23 protein-coding genes are annotated in these 24,530 nt (G+C 67.1%); 11 read left to right on the forward strand and 12 right to left on the reverse strand.

Going from position 1 to position 24,530, the window contains the following annotated elements:
• Nucleotides 1-165 precede the first annotated feature (165 nt).
• Nucleotides 166-2,100, forward strand: coding sequence for an SMP-30/gluconolactonase/LRE family protein (locus ACM6JT_RS20490; RefSeq protein WP_414857148.1), 1,935 nt, complete (start codon nucleotides 166-168; stop codon nucleotides 2,098-2,100).
• Between the two features lie 316 nt (nucleotides 2,101-2,416).
• Nucleotides 2,417-3,274, forward strand: coding sequence for a peptidyl-prolyl cis-trans isomerase (locus tag ACM6JT_RS20495; RefSeq protein ID WP_105393525.1), 858 nt, complete (start codon nucleotides 2,417-2,419; stop codon nucleotides 3,272-3,274).
• Nucleotides 3,275-3,296: 22 nt separating this feature from the next.
• Here ACM6JT_RS20495 and ACM6JT_RS20500 read toward each other — a convergent pair whose 3' ends face one another.
• The 9 genes from ACM6JT_RS20500 to ACM6JT_RS20540 form a co-directional block, all read right to left on the reverse strand.
• A complete protein-coding gene (locus tag ACM6JT_RS20500; protein ID WP_414857207.1) occupies nucleotides 3,297-3,734 on the reverse strand; it encodes a GNAT family N-acetyltransferase in 438 nt (145 codons plus the stop codon).
• 43 nt (nucleotides 3,735-3,777) lie between these two features.
• On the reverse strand, nucleotides 3,778-4,734 hold the full coding sequence (locus ACM6JT_RS20505; protein ID WP_034181418.1) for a hypothetical protein: 957 nt from the start codon (nucleotides 4,732-4,734) through the stop codon (nucleotides 3,778-3,780).
• 238 nt (nucleotides 4,735-4,972) lie between these two features.
• On the reverse strand, nucleotides 4,973-5,995 hold the full coding sequence (locus ACM6JT_RS20510; protein WP_243565922.1) for a MerR family transcriptional regulator: 1,023 nt from the start codon (nucleotides 5,993-5,995) through the stop codon (nucleotides 4,973-4,975).
• Between the two features lie 177 nt (nucleotides 5,996-6,172).
• Complete coding sequence (locus ACM6JT_RS20515) at nucleotides 6,173-7,132, reverse strand: amidohydrolase family protein (protein WP_414857149.1); 960 nt, start codon at nucleotides 7,130-7,132, stop codon at nucleotides 6,173-6,175.
• Nucleotide 7,133: 1 nt separating this feature from the next.
• The gene (locus ACM6JT_RS20520; protein WP_217588394.1) at nucleotides 7,134-8,081 is read right to left on the reverse strand and encodes a YncE family protein; all 948 of its coding nucleotides are present in this window, start codon (nucleotides 8,079-8,081) and stop codon (nucleotides 7,134-7,136) included.
• Between the two features lie 50 nt (nucleotides 8,082-8,131).
• Nucleotides 8,132-9,424, reverse strand: a complete 1,293-nt coding sequence (locus ACM6JT_RS20525; protein ID WP_131948211.1) for an MFS transporter — start codon at nucleotides 9,422-9,424, stop codon at nucleotides 8,132-8,134.
• 126 nt (nucleotides 9,425-9,550) lie between these two features.
• Entirely contained in the window at nucleotides 9,551-10,468 is a 918-nt protein-coding gene (locus ACM6JT_RS20530; RefSeq protein WP_217588395.1) for a dihydrodipicolinate synthase family protein, read from the reverse strand.
• Between the two features lie 8 nt (nucleotides 10,469-10,476).
• A complete protein-coding gene (locus ACM6JT_RS20535; RefSeq protein ID WP_131948209.1) occupies nucleotides 10,477-11,649 on the reverse strand; it encodes an L-rhamnonate dehydratase in 1,173 nt (390 codons plus the stop codon).
• Between the two features lie 59 nt (nucleotides 11,650-11,708).
• Nucleotides 11,709-12,764, reverse strand: coding sequence for a 4-hydroxythreonine-4-phosphate dehydrogenase PdxA (locus ACM6JT_RS20540; RefSeq protein ID WP_217588396.1), 1,056 nt, complete (start codon nucleotides 12,762-12,764; stop codon nucleotides 11,709-11,711).
• A gap of 116 nt (nucleotides 12,765-12,880) precedes the next feature.
• On the opposite strand from ACM6JT_RS20540, the gene ACM6JT_RS20545 reads away from it, so the two are divergent.
• Nucleotides 12,881-13,828 (forward strand): LysR family transcriptional regulator, encoded by a 948-nt coding sequence (locus tag ACM6JT_RS20545; RefSeq protein WP_217588397.1) that lies wholly within the window; start codon nucleotides 12,881-12,883, stop codon nucleotides 13,826-13,828.
• Between the two features lie 96 nt (nucleotides 13,829-13,924).
• Here the strand turns inward: ACM6JT_RS20545 and ACM6JT_RS20550 are convergent, their stop codons facing one another.
• Nucleotides 13,925-15,196 carry an MFS transporter gene (locus ACM6JT_RS20550; protein WP_414857150.1) on the reverse strand — a complete coding sequence of 424 codons (1,272 nt, stop codon included), beginning with the start codon at nucleotides 15,194-15,196 and terminating at the stop codon, nucleotides 13,925-13,927.
• A 193-nt stretch (nucleotides 15,197-15,389) separates the two neighbouring features.
• On the opposite strand from ACM6JT_RS20550, the gene ACM6JT_RS20555 reads away from it, so the two are divergent.
• Complete coding sequence (locus ACM6JT_RS20555; protein ID WP_217588405.1) at nucleotides 15,390-16,076, forward strand: hypothetical protein; 687 nt, start codon at nucleotides 15,390-15,392, stop codon at nucleotides 16,074-16,076.
• 49 nt (nucleotides 16,077-16,125) lie between these two features.
• Here the strand turns inward: ACM6JT_RS20555 and ACM6JT_RS20560 are convergent, their stop codons facing one another.
• Nucleotides 16,126-17,211 (reverse strand): ATP-binding protein, encoded by a 1,086-nt coding sequence (locus ACM6JT_RS20560; RefSeq protein WP_243565929.1) that lies wholly within the window; start codon nucleotides 17,209-17,211, stop codon nucleotides 16,126-16,128.
• The gene (locus ACM6JT_RS20565; protein ID WP_414857151.1) at nucleotides 17,208-17,957 is read right to left on the reverse strand and encodes a response regulator; all 750 of its coding nucleotides are present in this window, start codon (nucleotides 17,955-17,957) and stop codon (nucleotides 17,208-17,210) included. Before ACM6JT_RS20565 ends, ACM6JT_RS20560 begins: the two co-directional genes overlap by 4 nt.
• A 440-nt stretch (nucleotides 17,958-18,397) precedes the next feature.
• On the opposite strand from ACM6JT_RS20565, the gene ACM6JT_RS20570 reads away from it, so the two are divergent.
• From ACM6JT_RS20570 to ACM6JT_RS20600, 7 genes are all read left to right on the forward strand, one after another.
• Nucleotides 18,398-19,882 (forward strand): flavin monoamine oxidase family protein, encoded by a 1,485-nt coding sequence (locus ACM6JT_RS20570; RefSeq protein WP_243565930.1) that lies wholly within the window; start codon nucleotides 18,398-18,400, stop codon nucleotides 19,880-19,882.
• Between the two features lie 10 nt (nucleotides 19,883-19,892).
• Nucleotides 19,893-20,552, forward strand: a complete 660-nt coding sequence (locus ACM6JT_RS20575; RefSeq protein WP_414857152.1) for a c-type cytochrome — start codon at nucleotides 19,893-19,895, stop codon at nucleotides 20,550-20,552.
• A 35-nt stretch (nucleotides 20,553-20,587) separates the two neighbouring features.
• Complete coding sequence (locus ACM6JT_RS20580; protein WP_131948201.1) at nucleotides 20,588-21,265, forward strand: hypothetical protein; 678 nt, start codon at nucleotides 20,588-20,590, stop codon at nucleotides 21,263-21,265.
• Between the two features lie 21 nt (nucleotides 21,266-21,286).
• Nucleotides 21,287-21,580, forward strand: coding sequence for a hypothetical protein (locus ACM6JT_RS20585; protein ID WP_414857153.1), 294 nt, complete (start codon nucleotides 21,287-21,289; stop codon nucleotides 21,578-21,580).
• Nucleotides 21,581-21,668: 88 nt separating this feature from the next.
• The gene (locus tag ACM6JT_RS20590) at nucleotides 21,669-22,502 is read left to right on the forward strand and encodes a phytanoyl-CoA dioxygenase family protein (protein ID WP_131948199.1); all 834 of its coding nucleotides are present in this window, start codon (nucleotides 21,669-21,671) and stop codon (nucleotides 22,500-22,502) included.
• A gap of 17 nt (nucleotides 22,503-22,519) precedes the next feature.
• Entirely contained in the window at nucleotides 22,520-22,933 is a 414-nt protein-coding gene (locus ACM6JT_RS20595) for a RidA family protein (protein ID WP_047901979.1), read from the forward strand.
• A gap of 229 nt (nucleotides 22,934-23,162) precedes the next feature.
• Nucleotides 23,163-24,527, forward strand: a complete 1,365-nt coding sequence (locus tag ACM6JT_RS20600) for a DUF1329 domain-containing protein (protein ID WP_217588446.1) — start codon at nucleotides 23,163-23,165, stop codon at nucleotides 24,525-24,527.
• Nucleotides 24,528-24,530 lie beyond the last annotated feature (3 nt).

Raw genomic sequence — 24,530 nt, forward strand, 5'->3', positions numbered from 1 at the left:
TTTATATAACGCTATTCTCGCCCTGCTCATTATCGAACGCATGCCGCACGTAATACCGACTGCGCCGGATGATTCAGCGGAACAATTTACGCATCGCGGATTTCAAGCCATCCGGCCGGCCGTCCCCTCATGTGAATGTTTGCCCCATTCAGGAGAGCATCAGTCATGGTCGCTGGAAAACGTATTCAGGCTGCGCTTCTTGCCGCAGCAATCGCCGCGATCGCGCCGGCCGCTCACGCAGGCAACACCACCGACTGGCTGGCGAACACGTACGGCACGCTCGCGGCCCACGTCGGCAACGTCGCACGTTCGATGTGGGTTGCGCCCGAAGGCGTGATCTACACGGCGTCGATGTGGGACGAAGATGAAGGCGGTGTCGCGATCTATCAGAACGGCAAGAGCGTCGGCTCGATGGGCGCGCATTCGGAATTCCAGGGCAGCGCGATCACGGGCAACGCGACGTCGCTGTTCGTCGCGCTGCAGCCCGGCAAAACCTACGGCAGCGGCGCGGTCGGGCGGTACAACCGTGCCACGAAGTATCGCGACCGCGTGATCCAGATCAGCGCGGCGACCAACCAGCCGCGCATCGACGTCGTCACCGGGCTCGCGACGGCCGGCTCGCTGCTCTATGCGAGCGACTTCTACGGCAATCGCGTGCGCGTGTTCACCACCGACGGCGTCTGGCAGCGGGACATCAACGTGTCGGGGCCGGGCGCGCTCGCGGTGGATGGCGCGGGCAACGTGTGGGTCGCGCAGAAGAGCGCGGGCTCGGTCGTCGGCTTCAGCCCGGCCGGCGCGCTGCTGAACACGATCCGGATGCCGGCCGGGTCGCAACCGTCGGCGCTGTATTTCGATGCGGCGGCCGGGCAGTTGATGGTGGGCGACGAAGGCCCCGACATGAACATCAAGCGCTATACGGTGTCGGGCCGGCCCGCGCTGGCCGGCACGTTCGGCGTGCGCGGCGGTTATCTCGACACGACGACGGGCATCAAGGGGCAGGTCGGCGCGAAACGCTTCACGCGCGTCGCCGGGATCGGCAAGGACAGCGCCGGCAATCTCTATGTGCTCAACAACCCGTGGGGCGGAAGCTGGGATCTCGGCCGCAACGGCGCCACCGACATTCATGCGTACAGCAGTGCCGGCAGCCTGCGCTGGACGCTGCAGTCGCTGAACTTCGAAGGCATCGCCGCGCCGGACCCGGTCACGGACGGCGCGCTGTTCTACGGTGGCACGCATGTATACAGCGGCAGCGCGGGCGGCACGTTCGTCGCGAACACCGTCGATCCGTTCACGTACCCGTCGGATCCGCGCATCAACATGAGCGACACGCAGCGCGACGAGCATTTCGGGCTGCTCACGTCCGTCGGCGCGAACCGGATCCTCGTCGCGGCGGGCCAGAACCCGCCGGTCTTCTACTTCTTCCATTTCAACGCGGCGAACGGTTATATCGCGATTCCGGACGGATCGATTCCGGGCCCCGCATTCAACACGACGCAGCGCGTCACGAGCGGGTTCAGCATCGACAGCAAGGGCGGCGTGTGGGCCGGCCTCGACAAGACCGGCGCGATCTACCACTACCCGCTGACCGGCTTCGACGCGAGCGGCAAGCCGTCGTGGGGGGCGGGCGTCGCGACCCGCGTTCCCGCCAGCATCCAGCCGCTGACGCGCATCGTCTACCTCGCGGACAGCGACACGATGGTGCTCGCGCAGGGCGCGGTCGGGACCAACGACTGGACGTCGATCGGCACGCGCATCGAGGTGTATCACGGCTGGAGCGCGGGCAACACGACGAAGCCGGATCCGGTGATCATGCTGCCGCACAGCGGCGCGAAATCGATCGACGCGGCCGGCAACCATCTGTTCGTCGGCTACTGGTTCAGCAGCAGCGGGCCCCTGTGGCCGAACGTCGACGCGTTCAACCTCACCACCGGCAATCTCGACACCACGCTGGTCAACGCGAGCCCCGCGACCGTCGATACCAGCAGCGCGATCGATGCGATGTACAGCATTCGCGCGTACCGCCGATCGAACGGCGAGTATGTGGTGATGAAGAACAACGTGAAGGGGAACAGCATCACCGTGTATCGGTGGACGCCTTGACGGCGGTGCGGCCGGTTGCGGTGACGCATGCCCGTCGCCGTTTCGGCTGGCGGCGGGAATTCGTCGTACCGCGATCGTCACTGCTTGCGTGATGAACGGCGCGCGCAACGCGCGCTTCGCCGCCTTCGGCGGCCGCCCCTAACCTCCCGACGCGCAAACGCGGTTCCGTGCACAATGACAGCGGCACGGGCGGAGGCTATCTGTGCTCGCGATGATGAACCTGAACGACTGAACGGTTGCGTCGGCGTGTGGCAACGCCGGTGAACCTGCGCGGCATACCCCATGCCGCGTTTTCCAAGCACGAAGCGACCAAACGATGAAGATGAAAACGACACCGAACCGCCTGTTGCTGATTGCCGTGCTGGCCGGCGCGCTGAGCGGTCCTGTTCACGCCCAGACGGCGGCTGCATCGCAGCCGTCCGGCGCGACGGCAACCGTTGCGACCGTCAACGGCACGGCGATCACGCAGGCGGACGTCGATGCGGTGCTGCGCGCGTCGGGGCAGCCCGACTCGCCGCAAATCCGCGACGCGATCAAGCAGCAACTGATTACGCGCGTGCTGGTTCAGCAGGCCGCGGAGAAAGCGAACTACGCGGACAAGCCCGAGGTCAAGGCGGCGATCCAGCAGGCGAAGACGAATGCCGAAGTGCAACTGTACGTGCGCGACAACGTGAAGCCCGAGCCGGTGACCGACGAGCAGGTCAAGGCGCGCTACGACGCGCTCGTCGCGGCGCTCGGCAAGAACGAGTACAAGCCGCGGCTGATCGTCGTCAGGGATCCGGCGACGGCCGCGACCGTGCTGAGCGAGCTGAAGTCTGGCAAGTCGTTCGACGGGCTGGCGCGCCAGTACAGCATGGCGCCGAGCCGCGATGCCGGCGGCGAGCTGCCGTGGGTGAGTTTCAACACGCCGGCGGCGGAAGGCAAGACGGGCGGATTGCCGCTGCCGATCGCGCAGGCGCTCGAGAAATTGACGGTCGGTGCCGCGACGAAGGATTCGATCCCGGTCGATGGCGTGCGGGCCATCGTGAAGCTGGATGCGAAGCGGCCGACGCAGGTGCCGGGCTTCGAGACTGCGAAGCCGGTGCTTCAGCAGCAGCTGCAGGCGATTGCGGTCGAGAAGGCGAGTGCGCAGATGATCGGCAAGTTGCTGAAGGACGCGAAGATCACGCAATAACGCGGCGTCGATCTGTGATGCGTTACGCGCGCCAGACGAGGCTCGCACTCGTTTCCGTTTCCGATGCGGGCCGAAAGCCGAGCCGTTCGTAGAGCCGCCGCGCCGGATTGCCGTGCAGCACGCTGAGCGATACCGGCACGTTCTCGCGTGCCGCGTCGGCCAGCAGTTCGCGCAGCACGGCCTCGCCGATGCCCTGGCCCTGGCGGGCAGGGAGGATCTGGATCTGATGGACGTGCCATGCGCCGGCGGCGCGCGTCACCTTCAGCAAGCCGATTGCGGTGGCGCCTTCGCAGACGATCATCGCGTCCTCGAAGTGCGCGCGGATGCGCCGGTCGTGCGCTTCATCGTCGGTCGGTGCGCCGACCCGTTGCAGGTGCCCGGTCATCGTGAGCCGGCGGAGGGTCAGCAGGAAGGGGAGATCCTCCAGGGTGGCAGGACGCAGATCGATCGCCGGTTTCATGATGGATGACGGGTTGGGTCGGGCGCCTGGCCTTCGACGCGGATCAAAGGCCGGGCAACTGAATCTGCAGGCCGGCCGGGCGATGTTCGAGGACATCCGTGACCTCGTATTCGGTTTTTGCGCCGTCCGAGGTTTGCCACTGCTGCATTCGGACATTGCAGACGAGCACGTCCCCCTTGCTGAAGCTGATCTGGCTGTTGTTCACGCGCGACAGGAAGCGGGTATCCGTGATCGCCGCGTGAATCGTCGATGAGCCGTCGTACAGTCGCCACTTGTTGTCGTCCTTGAACGCGAGCGACACGATCGAGAATGCCATCTTTCGATGCTCGTCGAGAAGGAGCGCATCGGCTGGTTCGGGCGCGAGAAACCACGCGATCTCGTTGCGGGTGACCGTCTCGATGATTTCCGTATCGGTGCCGGCCGCGAACATCACGATGCCTTCCCGCGCGAGCGGCGCAAGGACTTGTGCGGTTGCGTTGCGAACGCGGACGTCGCGCAGCAGGGTGAGGACGGGCAGGTCGATCTCGAGTTCGTCGCCGTCGACGTGCAGCACCGCGGTGTGGTCCTGCATCCGCACTTGCCGGATCTCGCGCCCGCGCAGCCATTTGAGGACGGCGAAGAGCCCCTTTCTTGCCCGGGGCGCGGCGATGCCGAGCGCGGTCAGGATCGTGACCGCATTGGCGAGCGCCGTACCTTCGTTGCCGCTCAGCATATCGCGCATGCGGCCGAGCAGCGATGTCGCGAGCGTGAAGTCGATGCCGAAGCTGCCGGTCTTGAAGCTGCCGCGCACGTTCACCTGCGGCCGAACCTGATCGCCGCACAGCGCGCGGGTCGACGCGTCGAGCAAATCGCCGATTGCAAGCAGCGCGGGTGCAAGTTCGCGCACGTCCATCTCGGACGATTCGAGCGCGGGCCCGTCGTACGTGACGCGAAATCGGCTCATTGCATCGAAGGGGCCGATATCGGCCGGGCCGGTACTGCTTCCATTGCGTGTGGACATGCGGAATGTTGGCTGGAGACGTGGACGATACCTGAAACGAACGCTTTCGGACGCCTTTCATGTTAGGCGTGATCGACCGGCTGCGCGCGATTTTGGCCGTCCGGCCAAGACGACACGCTGACCTGTCCTGATAGCGCCCGGCAAACAACGAACTTTTCCGATACTTTCCCCGGTCACAATCGCCAGCTTGCGGGCGCGCCGAACGCGCTTGTTGCCGGCACAGCGAACGGATGGCGGATCACGCCACTTCCGGTCGACGCGCGATCCGCTCCCGGATCTCGGGCGACGCAAGGCACGTGGCAACCGCTTCGTAGCCCGGCGCGCCCGGGTAGGGCGCCACGCGCGAAGGCGGGCTGTGATTGGCCGGGCACAGGATGATGGTTTCGTTCGGGCCGACCGCCGACAGGTCGAGGATCGCAGACGAGCGCGTCAGCACGAACAGCGGCCGCATCCCGGCGCTCGCGTGCTCGCGCAGATGGGTGATCAAAGCGTGTTGCGTGGGCCGGTCGAGATCCTGTTCGATCATGTCCACGACCAGCGCGCGCGGGCCATCCGCTTCGAGACTGACGAGCAGCGCGGTGAGTGCTACCGACGGCGTTGCACCGTAGCCAACGAGCGCGGCCGATGCGCGGTCGACGCGCGACTTCAGTTCCGGATCGGCGCGCAACGCATCGCATGCGGCAGCGCCATCGTTTTCCAGCCGATCGAGACCGACGAACGCGGCGCCTGGCAGCGCGTCGGCCAGCCGAAGCGCCAGCCGCGTCTTGCCGCTTCCGAGCGAGCCGATGATGTAGTTCAACGGCCGGATATCGCGACATTCGAACCACTCGCCGCCCCACGGCCACGGCAGGCTGAACGCGACGCCGGCGCCGGTATCGTCGAGCAGCCGCGTCAGTTCGCCGTCGGCGGGCATTCGGCCGCGCGCAAGGCCGGCGCGGATCGAGCGCACGCTGTCGACCTTGCGCACGAGATCCTGAATGCCGTGCTCAAGCACCGCTTCGTGAGCGGCCAGCGCGTCGTCCAGGCTGCGTGCGTCGCCATCGAGCACGTTCGCCACCTGTGCCAGACTGAGGCCGAGCGCTCGCAGTGCCGCAATGTCGGCCGCGCGTGCGAGGTCGTCCGGGCCATAGGCACGGTATCCGGCAGGCGTTCGCTCCGGTGTCACGAGACCGTGCTGTTCGTACAGCCGCAGCGCTTTGACCGATACGCCGAGCTGCGCGGCGGCGGCCGATGCGCTCAAACGGGGCGTGGACGTACCCATCCGTCACCTCTCTCTGCTGTCGATTCGTTGCGCTCAGCATAAAGGCGACCCCAAGGGCCGGGTCAAGCACGATTACGCGCGAAGGATCGAATACGCGAGCGCGCTGCCACTTGGTCGCTGGCCGCGGCCGGGCGCCATGCCCGATCGACGGGATCGGGAAAGGCGCGGAACGGCAGCTTATCCGCGAGCTGTCCGGGATGGCCCATCGAGCGCAATCCGGTAAACGCGCAGCGCGTTGTCATGCCAGATCGCGCGGCGTGCCGCGTCGTCGAGGTTCGCCATCGCGCGGGCGAACGTGCGCAGCAGCGCGGGATAGGACACGCGCAGGCCGGCCACCGGAAAGTTGCTGGCGAACAGGCAGCGCTCCCAGCCGAAGATCGCGATCGTGTCGCGGATGATCCGCGCGTTGTCCGCGTCGTTCCACGCGGCGTCGCGCAAGCCGAGTTCGGAAATCTTCACGACCACACGCGGCGATGCCGCGAGCGCTTCCATGCCGCGGCGCCAGCGCGCGAGCCCTGCGTCGGAGCGATCCCACGGCAGCCCGGCGTGTTCGAGCACGACGTCGACAGCGGGTGCATCGGCGAGCAGCGCGGCCGCGTCGCCGAGATGCCAGAACGGCACGCGCAGATCCCAGCACAGGCCGTGCGCGGCGACGCGTTCCAGCGCGGCCGGCCAGCGCGGATCGTGCAGCGTGCCGGGCCCGTCGACGGGCGCATCCGGCGACGACGCGGTGCGCGGCTTGAAGCGCACGCCGCGCACGCGCGGCCACGCGGCCTGCTCGGCGAGCCGTTCGTCCGCGTCGCCGGCCAGCAGGTCGACCCACGCGACGACGGCCGACGGCAACCCGTGCGCTGCCGCGACCTCGTGCAGCCAGCGCGTTTCCGCCAGTGCTTCGTCGCGTGCGCGTTCGGCCTCGACGTGCACGCTGGCGACGATCGGCGCGCGTTGCGCCGCGCGCCGGAAATCGTCCACGCCGAAATCGCGGCACAGTGCCGCGTAATCGCCGAACATGAAGCGCGCGGGATCGTAGTGTGTCTGCAGCCACGGATAGTGCGCGCCCGCATCGAGCCGCCACAGGTGGTGATGCGCATCGACGAGCGCATCGGGCATGCCGTCGGGCGGCGATCCGTCGCGCATGTCAGCGTGCTCCCGCGAGCACGTACGATGCATCGGGCTCGCGCAGCGTCGCCAGCGCGCCGACGAAACGCCAGGTTTCGAGATCCAGTTCGCGCACGTAGTCGTCCTGGAACGACACGTAGGCGACGCGTCGCGACGGATGGAACGACAGTGCGGTCGGGTTCGCGGGCAGCGCGATGCGTTCGATTTCCTCGAGCTGGCGTGCATCGAACACGGAGATCGACCGTTCGCCCGAATTGGTCAGCAGAAGCAGGTCGCGGCCGTCCGGCGCGCTGGTCCGGTAGATGCGGTTCGGATCGCTGCGCGTCTTCACGCGGCGGCCGCAGGTCATCGTCTCCGTGTCGATCTCGACCAGCGTGTCGTCGCCGCGATTCGCGACGAACAGCGTGCGCTCGTCGGCCGACAGCGCATTGCCTTCGGGGCGCGGGCCGGGCATCACCGCGCGCGGCGCGACCGTCGCATCGCGCGGATGGAACTGCGTAACCGTGTTCGACAGCAGGTGCACGCCGTACGCGCGGCTCGCGTCGCGCGTGAGCGTCACGAGGTGCGTCTTCACGCCGCCGGACGGCACGGCCATGTTCGGCACGGGTTGCCGGGTCGGCTCGTCGAACACGAGCAGCATGTCGTGCGCCTCGCTCATCGCGTACAACCGACCGTCGCGGTCGCTCGCCATGCCGTGCGGCCGGTAGTACGGCCACAGGTCGAGCATGCGCGTGTGCGTGCGCTCGACGAGGTCGATCTCGGCGATCCGGTGGTCGCCTTCATGGCCGCGCGTCCACGCGGTCTCGATCCCGAAGATGCCGACGTACGCGTAGCGCTCGTTCACGTCGACGGTGAACTCGTGCGGGAAGTTCGGCAGCACGATGTGCTTGAGCGCGGCTTTCGTGTCGAGGTCGTAGAAACTGAAGGTATGGGCGCATTTCTGCACCAGCAGCAGGATGTCGTTCAAGGTGTGTCTCCGTTATTTCGTTCGCAGGCCTGCATATCGGGTATCAGGGCTCAGTCCTCGCAGCGCTTCGGCAGCGTCAGCGCGAGCAGGCCGGCCACCGCGAGCGTGACCGCGAGGCTGAGCACGCCGGCCGCCGCGCTCACGTGCTGGGTCAGCACGCCGACCGCATACGGGCCGCAGAACCCGCCGAGATTGCCGAGCGCATTGATCAGGCCGCGCGCGCTGCCGGCCGTCTCGACGCTGCACAGCTTCGGCGGAATCGCCCAGAACACGCCGGCGGCCGCCTGCAGGAAGAAGCCGCAGCCGATCAGGAACGCGAACGATACGGCCATCGACGCGTGCGTGAGCACCGACAGCGCGAGGCACGCGGCGAAGCCGACGAGCGGCAGCAGCACGAACAGGCGGCGCTTGCCGGTTCGGTCAGACAAATACGACGTGACGAACATCCCGATCACCATCGCGACATACGGCAGCATCGCGAGCAGGCCGACCTTGCCCATTCCGCCGTGCGTGAGGTTCTTCAGCAGCGTCGGCAACCACATCGTATAGCCGTAGATGCCGACCTGATAGCAGAAGTTGATCGCGATGAGCAGCCAGATCGTCGGGTTGCGCAGCATCTCGCCGAACGATGCGGCAGCCGGCGTGCCGGCCGCGCGCTTGCGTTCCTGCTCGTCGCGCAGCGCGTCGAGGATGTACGCCTTTTCGCGCGGCGACACCCAGCGCGCGGTCTCCGGGCCGTCGTCGGCGAGCAGCATCCACGCGACCAGGCACAGCAGCGACAGTGCGCCCGCGCTGTAGAACAGGTGGCGCCAGTCGTACGCGGCGAGGATGAAGCCGGACAGCGGCGCGGTGATCATGCCGGCGAGCGGCACGAACATGATGACCATCGCATTCGCGCGGCCGCGTTCGCGGTCGGGGAACCAGTGGCTGACCATCGTGAGCACGACGGGCAGCATGCCGCCCTCGGCCACCCCGAGCAGGAAGCGCAGCGCCAGCAACTGCCAGGTATGCGTGACGAGCCCGGTCAGCACCGACAGCACGGCCCAGCTCACGAGCGACCACGCGATGAATGTCTTGCCGCTGCCGAGCGCCGCGCGCCGGCCGCCGGGAATCTGCAGGAACAGGTAGCCGAAGAAGAAGATGCCGCCGGCGAGGCCGGCCATCGTCGCGTCCATGCCGAGCTCGGCGTTCATCCCGCCGGGCATCGCGAACGCGATGTTCACGCGGTCCATGTAGGAAATGATGCAGGCGAGCAGCAGCGGCGGAATCACGCGCAGCCAGCGGCGGCGCGGAATGGCTTCGCCGGCTTCGTATGCCGGGGTGGTGGGGTTCAACAGGGTCATTGTGTCTCCGTCCAGTTCGGGTAGTCGGCCGCGGCGGCCTTCTGATGGGCCGCTGTCTCGCCGTGGTGGCCGGCAGGTGCCGGCCGCCGATGCGCAACGCGTTTGCGTCGCGCGTGCTTTCGATCTCTAGCGTCCCCAGCGCAGCACGAGCGGGTCGAGCCGCCGCGCCGTATCGAGCAGCCCCGCACGCACCTGCGGATGCAGCTCGGGCCACGGCGCGCGCGGCCGGTCGCACGCGATCACGCCGCCTTCCTGCATCAGCGCCTTCGCGGTCAGGAAGCCCGACTGACGGTTCTCGTAGTTGATCAGCGGCAGCCAGCGCGCGTACTGCTCGCATGCTTCATCGCGGCGCCCGGCGAAATACGCGTCGGTGATCCGGCGAATCCCGTCCGGATAACCGCCGCCCGTCATCGCGCCGGTTGCGCCGGCGTCGAGATCGGCGAGCAGCGTGATGCCTTCCTCGCCGTCCCACGGCCCCTCGATCGCGTCGCCGCCGAGCGCGATCAGCTCGCGCAGCTTCGACGCGGCGCCGGCCGTCTCGATCTTGAAGTACGACACGGCATCGATCTCGCGCGCGAGCGTCGCGAGGAACGACGCGGTGAGCGCGACGCCGCTGGCCGGCGCGTCCTGGATCATCAGCGGAATGCGGAGCCCGTCGGCCGCCTCGGCGAAGAATGCGCGAACCTGCGCTTCGGGCACGCGGAACGTCGCGCCGTGGTACGGCGGCATCACCATCACCATCGCCGCGCCGAGCGCCTGTGCGCGCCGGTTGCGTTCCGCGCAGATCCGCGCGCTGAAGTGCGACGTCGTGACGATCACCGGCACGCGGCCCGCGACGTGCTCGAGCGTGGTGCGCGTGATCAGGTCGCGTTCGTCGTCGCCGAGCGCGAACTGCTCGGAGTAGTTCGCGTGGATGCAGAGGCCCTGCGAACCGGCATCGATCATGAAGTCGAGGCAGCGGCGCTGGCCGTCGAGATCGAGCGCGCCGTGCGCGTCGAAGATCGTCGGCGCGACCGGAAAGACGCCCTGGTAGCGTGCGTTCATGGCGGGCCTCACTCGACGATGTCGAACTGGTCGAGGAATTCGGTCTTCAGCGTGAGGCCGAGACCCGGCACGTCGTCGCGCAGTTGCAGGAAGCCGTTTTCGGCTACCGGCTCGCCGTCGAAGATGTAATAGAACAGCTCGTTGCCGACCTCGACGTCGAACATCGGGAAGTATTCGCTCATCGGCGACGCGAGCGTGCTCATCGTCAGGTGATAGTTGTGCATCTGGCCCGCGTGCGGAATCACCGGCACGCTGTACGCCTCGCACAGCGCGTTGATCTTGTGCGCCATCGTGATCCCGCCGACGCGGTTCGTGTCGTACTGGACGACCGACACGGCCTTGCGGTCGAGCAGCTGCTTGAAGCCGTACAGCGAGAACTCGTGCTCGCCGCCGGAGATCGGAATGCGCGTCAGCTGGTTCAGCTCCGCGTAGCCGTCGATGTCGTCGGCGATCACCGGTTCCTCGAGCCAGCGCGGCTGGTATTTCTCGAGCTTCGGCAGGATGCGCTTCGCGTATTCGAGGTTCCAGCCCATGTAGCACTCGAGCATCAGGTCGTTGTCGTAGCCGATCACCTCGCGGATCGCCGCGACCGACTTCAGGTTCTCGATCACCCCCTGCTGCCCGTGCGCGGGCCCGTAGCCGAAGCGCATCTTGAACGCGCGGAAGCCTTCCTTCAGATACTGCTGCGCTTCGTCCTGCATCGCCTTCAGGTCGGTGCGGTAGAGCTTCGAGTAGTAGCAGGGGATCTTTTCCTTGGTGCGGCCGCCGAGCAGCTTGAACACCGGCTTGCCGACGCTCTTGCCGAGGATGTCCCAGATCGCGATGTCGACCGCCGAGATCGCCGCCATGCCGATGCCCTTGCGGCCCCACGCGTGGGTGGCGCGATACATCCGCTGGTTCAGGTATTCGTAGTCCCACGGATCATGGCCGATCACGAGCGGCGCGAGGTACTGGTCGATGATGACCTTCGCGACGTGCGGCGCGAGCGCGACGTTGCCGAGGCCGACGATGCCGTCGTCGGTCTCGACTTCGACGACCGTCCACGAATGGAAGCGGAACGTGCTCATCGTTTCCTGAGGCGCGTACAGCAGATCCATCGCATTCGAGCAGAAGTTGCCCTGCGGCGGGACGGTCTTTCCTTTCCACTGGAATACGCGTGCGCGCACGGACCTGATTTTCATGATGGTGTCTCCGAGAATCGATGTTGTCGTGTGTGAAAGGCGGGAGGCCGGCGTGGCCGTCACGCCGGAACAGCGGGGGTGCGGCGCGCGGCGCCCATCCGGCACGCGATCTGCAGCGCCTGCCAGGTGGCGCCGACGTCGGCCGTGCCGCGGCCGGCGATGTCGTACGCGGTGCCGTGCGCGGGCGTCGTGATCGGCACGGGCAGCCCGCCCTGCACGGTCACGCCGCGCGAGAAGCCGAGCAGCTTGATCGCGATCTGCCCCTGGTCGTGGTACATCGTGACGATCGCCTGGTAGTCGCCGGCCTGCGCCTTCAGGAAGATCGTGTCGGCGGGGAACGGGCCGTGGAACGGCGCGTCGGTCGGCCAGTCGCGCGACTGCAGCTGGCGCACCGCGGGCTCGATGATGTCGACTTCCTCGCGGCCGCAACTGCCGCCGTCGCCGCCGTGCGGGTTGAACGCGGCGATCGCCACCTTCGGCGCGGCGACGCCGTTCGCGAGCAGCGACCGGTAGATCAGTTCGGATGCCTGTTCGATCCGCTCGATGCTCAGGCAGCCCGCCGCGTCCTTCAGCGGGATATGCGACGAGATGCGCGCGGTCCACAGTTCGCCGAGCGTGTTGAATTCGCAGAAGTAACCGGTCACGCCGAGCGCTTCGGCGAAGTGGTGCAGTTCGTCGTCGTGGCGCAGCCCGCCGAGCTTCATCGCGTACTTGTTCAGCGGAGCGAAGCAGATCGCGTCGATGTCGCCGGCGAGCGCGGCGTCGAGACACCGGTCGAGCACGGCGAGCGTCGAGCGGCCGCCGTCCGCGCCGGCCTGGCCGACCGTGACCTGCGCGGGAACGACCGTATCGACTTCGACGAACGCGGCGCGCGCGGTCGACGGCCGGCCGCGCACCGCGGCCAGCGAAGCGACGGGTTCGACGGCGACCTGCACGCCGGCGACGCGCTGGCCGGCTTCCCACAGCCAGCGATCGCCGATCAGCACCAGATTCGCATGAGCCGTGGCATCGGGCCGCGCGAGCAGTTTCGCGATCAGTTCGGCGCCGATGCCGGCGGGGTCGCCGAGCGTCAGCGCGACGACGGGCAGGGGGGCGGCGGTCGAGGGGGTGTTCATGCTGCGTCTCCGGTGGCGGCGCGTGGCCGTTCGTTGTATGGGGTTGATGCTAGGTAGACGGAATGAGTCGGTAAATTGAAAACTCTTGATGAATCGATAACCTGGAGTAATCAAAAATGGGCTCGATCGACAGACGAGACTCGACCCCGCAGTTGCTGAACCGGCTGCGCATGCGGCAGATCGCGCTGTTGCTTGCCGTGGACGAATGCCTGACGCTGCGCGCGGCAGCCGAGCAGATGGGCCTCACGCAGCCGGCCGCGACGAAGATGCTGGCCGAACTGGAGAGCGCGCTCGGCCAGCGGCTGTTCGATCGCATCGGGCGCGGGCTCGTGCTGAATCCGGCCGGCGAGCGCGTGCTCGGTTATTTCCGCGGGATCCGCGGCAGCATGGAGGCGCTGAACCGCGAGCTCGGCGAACTGCAGCTCGGCAGCGCCGGGCGGCTGGCGATCGGCAGCATCATGGCCGCGTCGCCGGGGCGGCTCACCGAGGCGCTGGTGCAGCTGAAGGCGCGTTATCCGCTGCTCGCGATCGACATCGCGGTCGACACGAGCGACCGGCTGATGCCGCAGCTTCGCGAAGGCGTGCTCGAAGTGGTGATCGGCCGCAACGTCGGGGCCGATTGCGACTTTCGCGTGGTCGACGACGAGGCGCTCGCGATCATCGCGGGCCGCGACCATCCGCTCGCGGGCGCCGGGCCGGTGGGGTTCGATGCGCTGCTCGATTACACGTGGATCCTGCAGCCGGCGGGTAGCCCGGCACGCGAGGTCGTCGAGCGCGAGTTCCATGCGCGTCACCAGCCGATGCCGCGCGGGCTGGTCGAAACGGGCTCGATCCTGACCACGATGAACCTCGTCGACCGTTCGACGATGCTCGGCGTGATTCCGCTGACGGTCGCGCAGCGCAACGCGGAGCACGGGCTCGTCGCGATCATCGACTACGCGCTCGATCAGAAGCTGCCGTCGTACGGCAGCATCGTGCGGCGCGACCGGCCGCTGAGCATCCCCGCGCAGCAGTTTCTCGCGCTGTTTCACCGGGAGGGTGGCGAGGAGGATGACGGCGCTTGACGGAGCGGTTTGCCGGCTGTGCCGATCACGCGTCGCGGAACGTGGCGATGCGTGATGGCGGTGCGGGCGGCACGGGTGAAGTCATGGCGAGCCGGTTTAGTGCGCCGACGGTGCGACGGGCGCCTCGGCGAGCGTCGGCATCGATGCCGACAGCGTGCGGTCCGGGCGAATCCGCAGCGCGGCGACGATGCCGATCAGCAGCATCGCGACCGATCCGATGAACGGCACCGTCCAGCTGCCGGTGCGGTCGACGAGATAGCCGAACAGGATCGGCGACAGGATCCCCGCGATCGCGGAACCGGCGTTCATCATCCCGCTCGCGATGCCGGCGTGGATCGGCGCGATGTCGCTCGGCACGGCCCAGATCGGCCCGATCGTCAGTTCGAGGCACAGGAACGACCCCGACAGGCACAGTGCGATGCCGGCCGTGGAATGCACGAACGCGAGCGGCAGCAGGCAGGTGAGCGCGCCGGCGAAGCTCGTCACGATCACGCTCTGGCGCGACAGCGCGAGGTTGCCGGTCTTCCGGTAGATCCGGTCGCAGAGCCAGCCGCCGAGCGTGTCGCCGACCACGCCCGCGAAGAACACGCCGGACGCGAACAGCGCGGTCGATTTCAGGTTCAGGCCCTGGCCGTTCAGGAAGAACGTCGGCAGCCACGTGAAGAACAGCCAGGCGGTCCAGCCGTAGCAGAAGTAGACGAAGATCGTCGGCGCCATCCGGCGCAACAGCGGCCCCCACGGCGTCGGGCCGGACGGTGGCGCGGGGCGGGCGGCGCCGCGTGCGTGGCCGTCGTCGCCGAGCGGATGCTCGCGGAAGCCGACGACCCACCAGACGAGCCACACCAGCGTCACCGCGCCGATCACGAAGAACGCGGCGCGCCACGACAGCCACGTCATCAGCGCGGCGACGATCGGCGGCGTGACCGCGTTGCCGAGCCGCGAGAACGAATGCGTGAAGCCTTGCACGACGCCGCGCCGCTCGCGCGGGAACCAGTGCGTGATCGCGCGGGCCTGGGCGGGCAGCGTCGCGCCTTCCCCGATGCCGAGCAGCAGGCGCGCGGCGAACAGGAGCGTGAGACTGTGCACGAGCCCCGTCGTGAAGGTCGACACGACCCAGATCAGCCCGCAGCCGATCAGCGTGATGCGGGCGCCGAACCGGTCGGCGATCCAGCCGCCGCCGATCTGGCAGATTGCATACGAATACGCGAACGCGGAGAATGCGACGCCGAGCTCGGTGTTCGACAGGCCGAGCTCGGCCTTGATCGCGCCGGCCGCGGTCGCGAGGTTGACGCGGTCGACGTAGAGGATGAACGAAAGCGCGCACAGCAGCCACAGTGTGTGGCGCCGTTGACGGTGGTCGTTAGGCATGTGTCTCACTCCATTCGCGTGCGCGGCGTTGCAATGACACCGCGTTCACTGGCGGGGCCAGCATCGCGCGGCGGCGGAGGCACCGTCTAATGAATCTTTGGGATCAATCGATAACCTGAGGTATTCATTTGTATTTCGGTCGGGCGCGGGTAACGCAGTGCTGGTGGCGCAACGGAACTCCACGGGTGAGACATTGACGGACAACGAAGAACTTTCGCTACACCGGGAGAGCCGATTCTGGCAGCTGTCGCCGGTGAAATGGTGGATCCAGGGGCACGGTCGCGGCGGCTATTCGTTCCGTCTGCTGCTGGTTCCGCTGGTCATCGTGTTCGTGCTCGAATTCGTCTGCGTGATGTTCGACGCGCTGTACAGCGGCATCGTCGTCAGCGCGGTTGCGACGCTGTTCCTCGGCATCGCCGGGTTCTTCGGCGCGCAGCGCGAATGGCTGGTGACGTCCGCGGCCGCGCGCGCACTCGTGAAGGCGCGCATGAAGAAGGCGGCCGAACGGTTCTCGTCGCTCGGAGTGGGCGCAACCGTGCTTGCGATCTTCGTCGCGGCAACGTCGCTGTCGCTCGTGATGTCGGGCCAGCCGATGCTCGACAGCGTGTCGAAGGACGCGGTGTCGATCTTCATCGCGCTGGTGTTCCTGCCGGTGTACGTGTCCGGCGCGGTGCGCAAGCTGGCGATTGCGCGGATCGAGGAACTGGAGGCGCTGCGCAACGCGACCGTCGGCACGCAGCTGAAATTCGACCGGGCCGGCGCCGTGCGCGCGGTGGTGGTGCAGGGCGCGGCCGGGAAGGGGACGGTGTCCGTGACGGAGTACACGGTGCTCGGGTTCAGCCCGCCGCTCGAACAGGTCGGGCGCGAACCGCGCGCGTGATCGCGGGAACGCGGCGCCGGCGCAAGCCCGTTATTGGCCGGAACAGGCCCTAAGCCGGGAACCGCTCGCTGTCGGGCGCCGGCACGAGGTTGTCGGGCCACTGCACCTCGAACCGCGTGCCGCCGGCGCCCGTCGGCACGCAGATCGCCTCGCCGTGGTGCGCATGCGCGATCGCCGCGACGACGGCGAGCCCGAGGCCGGTGCCGCCGGGCTGCGACTCGTCGACGCGCCTGAATGCCTTGAACACGTGCGGCGCGAAATCGGCCGGGATGCCGGGGCCGTCGTCTTCGACACGCAGCCGGCACATCCCGTGTTCGATGCGCGTCTGGATCCGGATCGCGCCGGGCACCGCATGGCGGCGCGCATTCTCCAGCAGTGCCAGCAGCGCCTGGCGGAGGCGGACCGGGTCGCAGCACATGCGCCGCGGGTCGAGATCGAGCACCGGCTGCTGGCCGGCGGCCTGCAGCGCGTGTGCGAACACGTCGACCACGGCGCGCACGTCGGCGGCAAGATCGGTTTCGCGAATCTCGATGCTCAGGTGGCCGCTATCGGCGAGGCTGACCACGCGCAGATCCTCGATCAGCCGCGTCAACCCTTCGACCTGTGCGAGCAGGCTGCGGTAGAGCGCTTCACTCGGCGTGAACACGCCTTCGGCGAGCCCTTGCAGCCGCCCGCGCAGCACGGTGACGGGCGTGCGCAGTTCGTGCGCGATCGCGGCATTCCAGAACGTCTGCTCGTCGGTCACGCGCTGCAGTTCGCTCGCGAGCGCGTTGAAATTGTCGGCGAGCCGCGCGGCTTCGTGCAGCGAGCGGTCGCCGGCGACGGCGCGCGCGCCGAGATCGCCGCGCGCGACGCGGCGGATGCCGTCCGTCACCGAATTCAGCGGCACGAGGATGCGCCGCGACAGGTTGACCGCAACGATGATCGAGATCACGAGACCGACCAGCGCGGTCGAAGTGATCCACACCCACTCCGGCCCGGTCGGGAACCAGCCCGTCTGCTTGAAATCGTCCGGCCAGTAGGTGTACAGAACGTAGTAAAACGCGTAGGCCGTCACGACGACCAGCAGCGTGACGCCGAACGCGATCGCGCCCATCGCCAGCGCGATCTGGCGGCTCAGCCCGTCGAGTTTCAATCTCCGCTCCACAGCTTGTAGCCGACGCCGCGCACGCTCACGGGCACGCCCGCGACACCGAGATCGTCGAGTTTCTTGCGCAGCTTGCTGACGTGGCTGTCGACCGTGCGCTCCAGCGCATCGCCTTCCGGCAGGCAGGTGGCCATCAGCTCGGCGCGGCTGAACACGCGCCGCGGCGCGCGCGCGAGCTGCGCGAGCAGCTTGAATTCGGTGAGCGTCAGCACGAGCGTGTGCCGTGTGCTGCCGACCTCGACCGTCGCTTCGTGGTGTTCGAGATCGATCTCGAACGGCGCGGCGCGCAGCACGCGCTGTTCCTCGTGGCGCGAGCCGGCCATCGAACGGCGCAGCACGGCCTGCGCGCGCGCAACGACTTCGGCGGGATTGAACGGCTTGACCACGTAGTCGTCGGCGCCGATGCGCAGCCCGGTCAGCTTGTCGATGTCCTGGTCGAGCGCGGTCAGCATGATGACGGGCGTGTCGCCGCGATGGCGGATCTCGGCGAGCACCTTCCAGCCGTCGACGTGCGGCATCTGCACGTCGAGCAGCACGAGGTCGGGCTTGAGCGACAGGTGGAGTTCGAGCGCGCGGCGGCCGTCGGTGGCGTGTACGGTGCGCAGGCCGCTGCGCAGGCCGCTGCGCGCGAAATAGGCGATCAGGATCTCGGCGATCTCGGGTTCGTCCTCGGCGATGAGGACGAGCGCCTGGGCGCCCTGGCCGGCGCCGGAAGATGAAGAAATATCGGGCATGGCCACTCGTTCAGATCCATCGGGGTTCCATCGAGCCGCCATACTACCGCACGGGCTGTTCCATCGAACGTAGACATCGGGCGCCACCGATCCGCATCGTGCGCGCCGTCTTTCACAGACCTTTCAGAATCGGCACGATTCGCATCGCGACAGGGGAATACCCTGTCTTTTTTTTTCAATCTTGTTTTATGTATCATGACCTAACTTTTGCAACATTTACTAATTCAGGGGGCCGGCAAATCCTTATCGATACAAGGAAATACGGCACGCGTACAGGCAGGAATGCGAACTGGATCGCACACCGGAATCGAGGTGGGCGGGCCGGCGGCAGGTGAAGCGGAACGAGGTCGCATCCAGTCGTCAGATCCCGCGCGAGCGATGGCCGCGTGCCGCCGAGGCGGCCGCCGCTCGCGCCATTTGCAGGCGGTAACCAACACATCATGTCCAGGAAGTCATCCACCAGCGGGTCGGCCGACATGCGGCGCAGGCAGTGGCTCAAGGTCGCGGGCGCGTCCGTCGCGGCGGGCGGGCTTGCGCTCGGCACGGTGCGGGCGAAGGCCGATGCGGTGCCTGCCGCCGGCAACGACGGCGACGTGCTCGATGTCGCGATCGTCGGCGCCGGGCTTGCCGGCCTGACGGCCGCGCGCGATCTGCGCTACGCGGGCTGCGAATCCTTCGTCGTGCTCGAGGCGCGCGATCGCGTGGGCGGCCGCACGCTCAATTACGACGTGGGTGGAGGCTATGTGACGGAAGTCGGCGGCCAGTGGATCGGCCCGGGCCAGACGGCTGTTGCGGATCTCGCCCGCGAGCTGGAAGTCGGCACGTTCCCGAGTTATTACGCAGGCAAGACGGTCATTCTCGGCGGCGACGGGCGCGCCGAGATCGACCTGCAGGGCACGTTCGGCACCGACGAGGCCGTCGCGGCGAAGCTCAGCAGGCTGTCGCGCGACGTGCCGTCGGCCACGCCGTGGACGTCGCCGAAGGCCGGCGAACTCGACCGGCTGTCGGTCGGCGACTGGCTCGCGCAGCAGGGCATCAAACCCGAAGACCGGATGGGCTGGAACGCGTCGATCTCGCTGTCGGGCGGCGTCGCGCCGGCGAAGATGGGGCTGCTGCATTTCCTGTCGATGATCAATTCCGCCGATTGCGATTACGCGCAGCTCGACTCGATCAAGCACAGCGCGCAGGAAACCCGTTTCGTCGGCGGCTCGCAGATCCTCAGCACCCGGATGGCGCAGCAACTGGGCGACAAGGTGCGCCTGTCGTCGCCGGTGCGCCGGATCGTCGGCTGGGATCGCGACGTCGTCACGTTGCAGACCGATCGCGGCACGGTGCGCGCGAAACAGGTCGTGATGGCGCTCCACCCGGCGCTGTGCCACCAGGTGCAGTTCGACCCGCCGCTGCCGGAAAAGCGCAGCGCGCTGCAGCGTGCGTGGCCGGCCCATTCGCCGGCGCGCAAGACGGCGATGGTCTACCGCCGCCCGTTCTGGCGCGACAAGGGCTTGAACGGCCACCTTTTCCAGACCGACGGGCCGATCTTCTGGGCTTATGACAATTCGCCGCCGGGCGGCGAAATCGGCGTGATCAACGCGTTCGTCCGGAATGCGCTGGTGCCGTCGGACCCGCAGGCCGCGAAACAGATGCACATGGATCTGTACGCGCAGGCATGGGGCGACGACGCGCGCGCGCCGGTGTCGTACCACGATCGCGACTGGGGGCTCGCCGACCCGTGGACGCTCACGTGCGTATCGGCAATCCCGCCCGGCTTCTGGAGCGCGCACGGCGAAGCGTTGCGCGCGCCGTGCGGCAACCTGATCTGGTCGGGCACCGAGACCGCGAACATCTGGGCCGGCTATATGGACGGCGCCGTTCGCTCCGGTCACCAAAGCGCGCTTCAGGCGCTCAACGCACTGCGTCGCGCATAGGAGAGCGGAGATGAAGAAACGCATGCTGCTTCTCGCGGTGCTCGTGGTGGCGGGCGCGCTGCTGGCCCTCTACGGCCCTGCGCTGCTCGGCTTCTATCGCCTGCAGCACCATATCGATACGACGGCGCAAGCCGACGACGCCGACGGCGGCCCGTGGCCGCGCGTGACCGACGCGTGCATGGGCTGCCACGGCGTGAAGGGCACGTCGCTCAGCCAGGCATATCCGAGCCTCGCCGGCCAGCCGGCCCAATACGTCGCCGCGCAGCTGCGCGCGTTCGCGAGCGGGCAACGGGCGAACCCGACGATGGGCCCGATCGCGATGACCATGAGCGAAGCGGAGATCGTCCATCTGGCCGGTTACTACGCGAAACAGGCGCCGGCGGACAACCGCTATTTCAAACCGGATGCACGACTGCGCGCGAAGGGCGAGCAACTGGTGACGGGCGGCGCGTGTGCGGCCTGCCACGGCGCGCGGCTGACGGGGCAGGCGCAGTTTCCGCGTCTGGCCGGGCAGGGCTACGACTACCTGCTCGCGCAGCTCGACGCGTTCGCGAACGGCTCGCGCAGCGAGGCCACGGGCACGATGCAGCGCGTCGCGCAGGCGCTGTCGGCGGACGATCGCGCGGCGGTCGCGACCTATCTCGCGAGTGTCGGCCCCGGCAAACAGTGAATCATCGAAAGCAATCGACCTCGGGAGTTCTCACCATGGATCACAGATCACTTGCTCTTTGTCTTGCCAGCGCGACGCTTGCGACGACGACTGGCGTGTACGGCTTCAAGTTCGTCCGCAAGCGCAACTTCCTGCTCGGCTTCGAATGGTGGATCGTCACGATCTCCGCGACCAATGCGCTGATCTTTTTCGCGACGGAATCCCCGGTGTCGTACGCCATTTCGCACTTTCTCGATGCATTCTCGCGGGGGTTCGGGATGCCGGTCATCGCCGTCGCGGGCCTGATGACCGTCACGCACGGCTACCGGCCGTCGGTGTGGCAGGACGTGCTGCTGTTCGTGCTCGCGACCGTCGGAACGATCGCGCTGGTAACGGCCGATTTCCTGAAAGGCCCGCTGCCGTATTTCTACGTGACGATGTGGACGTTGCTCGCGATCTATCTCGCCGGCTTCGTGATGCGGCTGCTGCGCGCCGGGCACGCGTTTCATGCGCTGACGACGCTCGTCGCGCTCGCCGCGTCGCTGGCGATCGCGTGCATCTACGACTTCTACAAGATACCGGGCGACGAGACCAATGTCGTGTTCAACTTCTACGTACTCGCGTTGCTCACGTGGTCGTACTTCACGGTCGTGATCTATTACGCGTATTGCGCGCTGGAGCCGGAGCAGGGGCGAAGCCGTGACGGTGCGGGCGTCTTGTCGTATCCGAAATGAGTAGCTGTACTGAAAAACTGGTTGGGATTCACGAATCGGAATGGGCTGGCCGAGGCGGTGGCGGAGCGTGCCGACGGAAGCGACCCGCCTGACTCGGGCGCAGTGGCGCCGCGTGCGATCTTCGCGGAGAAGAGGCATGCGGCCGCGCGCGCGGACGAAGTCGCGACGAAGTGCCGGCCGCGCTTCGTCGCAAGCTTGTATGAAGGCCGAAAGCCGATTGTCATGACGGGCCGGCAGCCCGTCGCGATGCTCGTTCAATCATGCAGACAAAACAGGGAATACCCCGTCTATTTCTTTATTTTATTTTTGTCATGATGACCTAACATTGTCACCATGTTCTACTGAAAAGGTCGGCAATCGAGGTTGATCGCCGGCTATCGTTGGACGAATCAGGAGATCTACGATGGATGCAGCCAAACGCAGGGCTTTCTTCGAGGATGGTGCGGTTCTCGTCGAAGGCGTGCTCAACGACGAACAACTGGCGCAATGCCGCGCGGTGTTCGACTGGGGGATGGAGAACCCGGGCCCGATGGCGACGACGCTGCTCGACGGCACCGAGTACAAGTCGCACAACGACAACGCGAACCCGTATGCGAAGGCACGGCTCGACGAACTCGTCGGCACGCTGCCGTTCGGGCAGTTGTTCGCCGACCTGTGGGGCTCGAAGCACGTGTGGTACTTCGCGGAGGAGCTGTTCATGAAGGGCGGCGGCAAGAGCGCGCGCTCGCCGTGGCACCAGGACACGTCGTACCTGCCATGGCAGGGGATGCACTTCGGCAACGCATGGATCAGCTTCGAGGCCGTGCCGAAGCGCAATGCGCTGGAGATCGTACGCGGTTCGCATCACGGCGTGCGCCACGACGGCACCACGTTCCAGAATGCCGACGACCCGACCGACCCGCTCCATGGCGGCGACGTGTGGCCGCGCCTGCCGAACATCGAAGCCGAACGCCGCGCGGCGCCGGGCGCGTACGACATCGTCTCGTGGGAAACGAAGCCGGGCGACGTGCTGCTGCTCCATCCGGGCGTGCTGCACGGCGGTGGCGCGGTCGATGCGGATTTCCCCGATCGCCACACGCTGGTGCTGCGCTTCTTCGGCGACGACGCGGTGTTCAGCCCGCTGCCCGATGAAAGCCGCTCGGGCTTCACGCCCGCCGGCGTGCTGTTCGTCGAGGAACTCGCCGCGTTGAAGGCAGGCGATCCGTTCCGGGCACCGTGTTTCCGTCAACTCGTCTGAGCCAGGAGATTTTCATCATGGCAGCTACCCCCAAGCGGCAATCGATCGTTCCGCCCGCCTTCCAGCCGTGGTACGACGCGTACCACTTCTCGCCGGCGACGCGTGTCGGCGACACGATCTGGGTCTCGGGTCAGGTCGGCCTCGACGCGCAGATGCAGCCGGCGGACGGCGTGCAGGCGCAGGCGCGGATCGCGTTCGAGTGCCTGAAGATGATCCTCGAGGAGGCAGGCGCGAGCCTCGCCGACGTCGTCGAATTGACGACATTTCATACGGATCTGCAGCGCGAGACCGAGGGCTTTGCGGCAGTCAAGGACGAGTATTTCCCGAACCGCTATCCGTCCTGGACCGCGGTCGGCGTGACGCAGCTGGCGCTGCCGGGCCTGTGCGTGGAGGTCCGCGCGGTAGCGGTGGCCGGTTCCGGCAAGGACTGACGGGCGGCAGCGACGAATTTCAGGACGGGTTCGCGTTCCATATGAATCGCAGTCCTGAAGGAAAGGCACGAGCGAATCGAAGAAGGCAATGCAATCGGCAGTCGGCCGGCCGGACCCCCGGCCGGCCGCGATCAAGGAGCGACGCAATCGTCGGTCGACGAAAGCGGTCGGAGTGAACGCGTTTCGCCCACGACGGGCGAACGAAGGCGGAGTGGGAAGGAGAACCGTGATGAAGAAGCATAGTTTCTGGGCCGTGTCCGCGATCGCGGCCGCTGCATGTCTCGCGATCGGCACGGCCGTCGCGGCGGACGACCTGACACCGGCCGGCGCCGATCGAACGGCAAGCAAGGACGGCGCGGTGCCGGCCTACGCCGGCAAGCAATCGCCCGATGCGGGCTGGGAGTGGGGCAAGGTGCGCGGCGATTTCTGGAAGCATCGCAACGAAAAGCCGCTCTACTCGATCGACGCGGCGAACGTCGACAAGTATGCGGACAAGCTGTCGCCCGGCCAGGTTGCGCTGATCAAGCAGAAGAAGGGCTACCGGATGGACGTCTACCCGTCCCACCGCGAATGCCAGTTGCCGGATGCCGCCGAGCAGAATTCGAAGGCGAACCTCACGGCCGCGAAGCTGGATTCGACCGGTGAAAACCTCGCATCGGCCGCGTTGCCGGGAGTGCCGTTCCCGCAACCGAAGAGCGGCATCGAAGCGATCCTGAACTACGAGATGCGCTATCGCGGCGAAGGCGTCGAATGGGCGCAGGTCGCCACGAGCATTTCGCCGCGCCCCGGCAGCAGCGAATGGATCGACGCGGTCGGTCCGCAGACGTTCTACTTCCCGTCGGCCAAGCTCGGCAAGGCGTCGCCGCAGGACGTCGACCAGTTGAGCGCCGCCGTCTACTTCCAGATGAATTCGCCCGCCGCGCTCGCCGGGCAGGCCTTCGTCCAGCGGCAGTACTTCAACAAGGACTCGGAAACCTACTACTACTTCCCGGGCCAGCGCCGCGTGCGACGCATGCCGGCCTATACGCACGACGCGCCGTTGATCGGCTTCGAGAACCAGTACCTGATCGACGAGGCCAACATGATCAACGGCTCGCTCGACCGGTTCAACTGGAAGCTGGTCGGCAAGAAGGAAATGCTCGTCCCGTACAACGCGTTCGGCATGTACCGGTTCAAGAACAAGCTGCACGACGTCGCGACGCCTGACGGCCTCGCTGCCGCGAACCGTCGCTACGAGACGCATCGCGTGTGGGTCGTCGAAGCGACGCTGAAGCCGAGCGCGCGGCACGTCGCGTCGAAGAAGGTGTTCTATCTCGACGAAGACAGTTGGCTCGCGCTCGTCGGCGAGGACTACGACGCGCAGGGCAAGTTGTGGAAGGTGCGGGAAAGCTACCCGATTCCGGTATGGGAGCTCGGCGGCACCTGCGACAACGAACCGCTCGCGCAGTACGACATGATCAACGGTCGCTATGTGTTCGATGCGTCGTCGATCGGCCAGGGCAAGGACATTCGCTGGTTCGGTCAGGCCGACGATCCGCGCTTCAAGTCGGATTTCTATACGGCGGAATCGCTGCGCTCGGTCAGCGAACGGTGACGG

Origin of the sequence: Burkholderia sp. IT-111MI5 (assembly GCF_949752865.1) — a bacterium.
GTDB lineage: Bacteria > Pseudomonadota > Gammaproteobacteria > Burkholderiales > Burkholderiaceae > Burkholderia > Burkholderia pyrrocinia_C.

Excerpts from the sequence above, each read along its gene's own strand:
- ACM6JT_RS20490 (WP_414857148.1), top strand. The coding sequence starts at position 166 with ATGGTCGCTGGAAAACGTATTCAGGCTGCGCTTCTTGCCGCAGCAATC.
- ACM6JT_RS20495 (WP_105393525.1), top strand. The coding sequence starts at position 2,417 with ATGAAGATGAAAACGACACCGAACCGCCTGTTGCTGATTGCCGTGCTG.
- ACM6JT_RS20500 (WP_414857207.1), bottom strand. The coding sequence starts at position 3,734 with ATGAAACCGGCGATCGATCTGCGTCCTGCCACCCTGGAGGATCTCCCC.
- ACM6JT_RS20505 (WP_034181418.1), bottom strand. The coding sequence starts at position 4,734 with ATGTCCACACGCAATGGAAGCAGTACCGGCCCGGCCGATATCGGCCCC.
- ACM6JT_RS20510 (WP_243565922.1), bottom strand. The coding sequence starts at position 5,995 with ATGGGTACGTCCACGCCCCGTTTGAGCGCATCGGCCGCCGCCGCGCAG.
- ACM6JT_RS20515 (WP_414857149.1), bottom strand. The coding sequence starts at position 7,132 with ATGCGCGACGGATCGCCGCCCGACGGCATGCCCGATGCGCTCGTCGAT.
- ACM6JT_RS20525 (WP_131948211.1), bottom strand. The coding sequence starts at position 9,424 with ATGACCCTGTTGAACCCCACCACCCCGGCATACGAAGCCGGCGAAGCC.
- ACM6JT_RS20530 (WP_217588395.1), bottom strand. The coding sequence starts at position 10,468 with ATGAACGCACGCTACCAGGGCGTCTTTCCGGTCGCGCCGACGATCTTC.
- ACM6JT_RS20535 (WP_131948209.1), bottom strand. The coding sequence starts at position 11,649 with ATGAAAATCAGGTCCGTGCGCGCACGCGTATTCCAGTGGAAAGGAAAG.
- ACM6JT_RS20540 (WP_217588396.1), bottom strand. The coding sequence starts at position 12,764 with ATGAACACCCCCTCGACCGCCGCCCCCCTGCCCGTCGTCGCGCTGACG.
- ACM6JT_RS20545 (WP_217588397.1), top strand. The coding sequence starts at position 12,881 with ATGGGCTCGATCGACAGACGAGACTCGACCCCGCAGTTGCTGAACCGG.
- ACM6JT_RS20550 (WP_414857150.1), bottom strand. The coding sequence starts at position 15,196 with ATGCCTAACGACCACCGTCAACGGCGCCACACACTGTGGCTGCTGTGC.
- ACM6JT_RS20565 (WP_414857151.1), bottom strand. The coding sequence starts at position 17,957 with ATGCCCGATATTTCTTCATCTTCCGGCGCCGGCCAGGGCGCCCAGGCG.
- ACM6JT_RS20570 (WP_243565930.1), top strand. The coding sequence starts at position 18,398 with ATGTCCAGGAAGTCATCCACCAGCGGGTCGGCCGACATGCGGCGCAGG.
- ACM6JT_RS20575 (WP_414857152.1), top strand. The coding sequence starts at position 19,893 with ATGAAGAAACGCATGCTGCTTCTCGCGGTGCTCGTGGTGGCGGGCGCG.
- ACM6JT_RS20580 (WP_131948201.1), top strand. The coding sequence starts at position 20,588 with ATGGATCACAGATCACTTGCTCTTTGTCTTGCCAGCGCGACGCTTGCG.
- ACM6JT_RS20590 (WP_131948199.1), top strand. The coding sequence starts at position 21,669 with ATGGATGCAGCCAAACGCAGGGCTTTCTTCGAGGATGGTGCGGTTCTC.
- ACM6JT_RS20595 (WP_047901979.1), top strand. The coding sequence starts at position 22,520 with ATGGCAGCTACCCCCAAGCGGCAATCGATCGTTCCGCCCGCCTTCCAG.
- ACM6JT_RS20600 (WP_217588446.1), top strand. The coding sequence starts at position 23,163 with ATGAAGAAGCATAGTTTCTGGGCCGTGTCCGCGATCGCGGCCGCTGCA.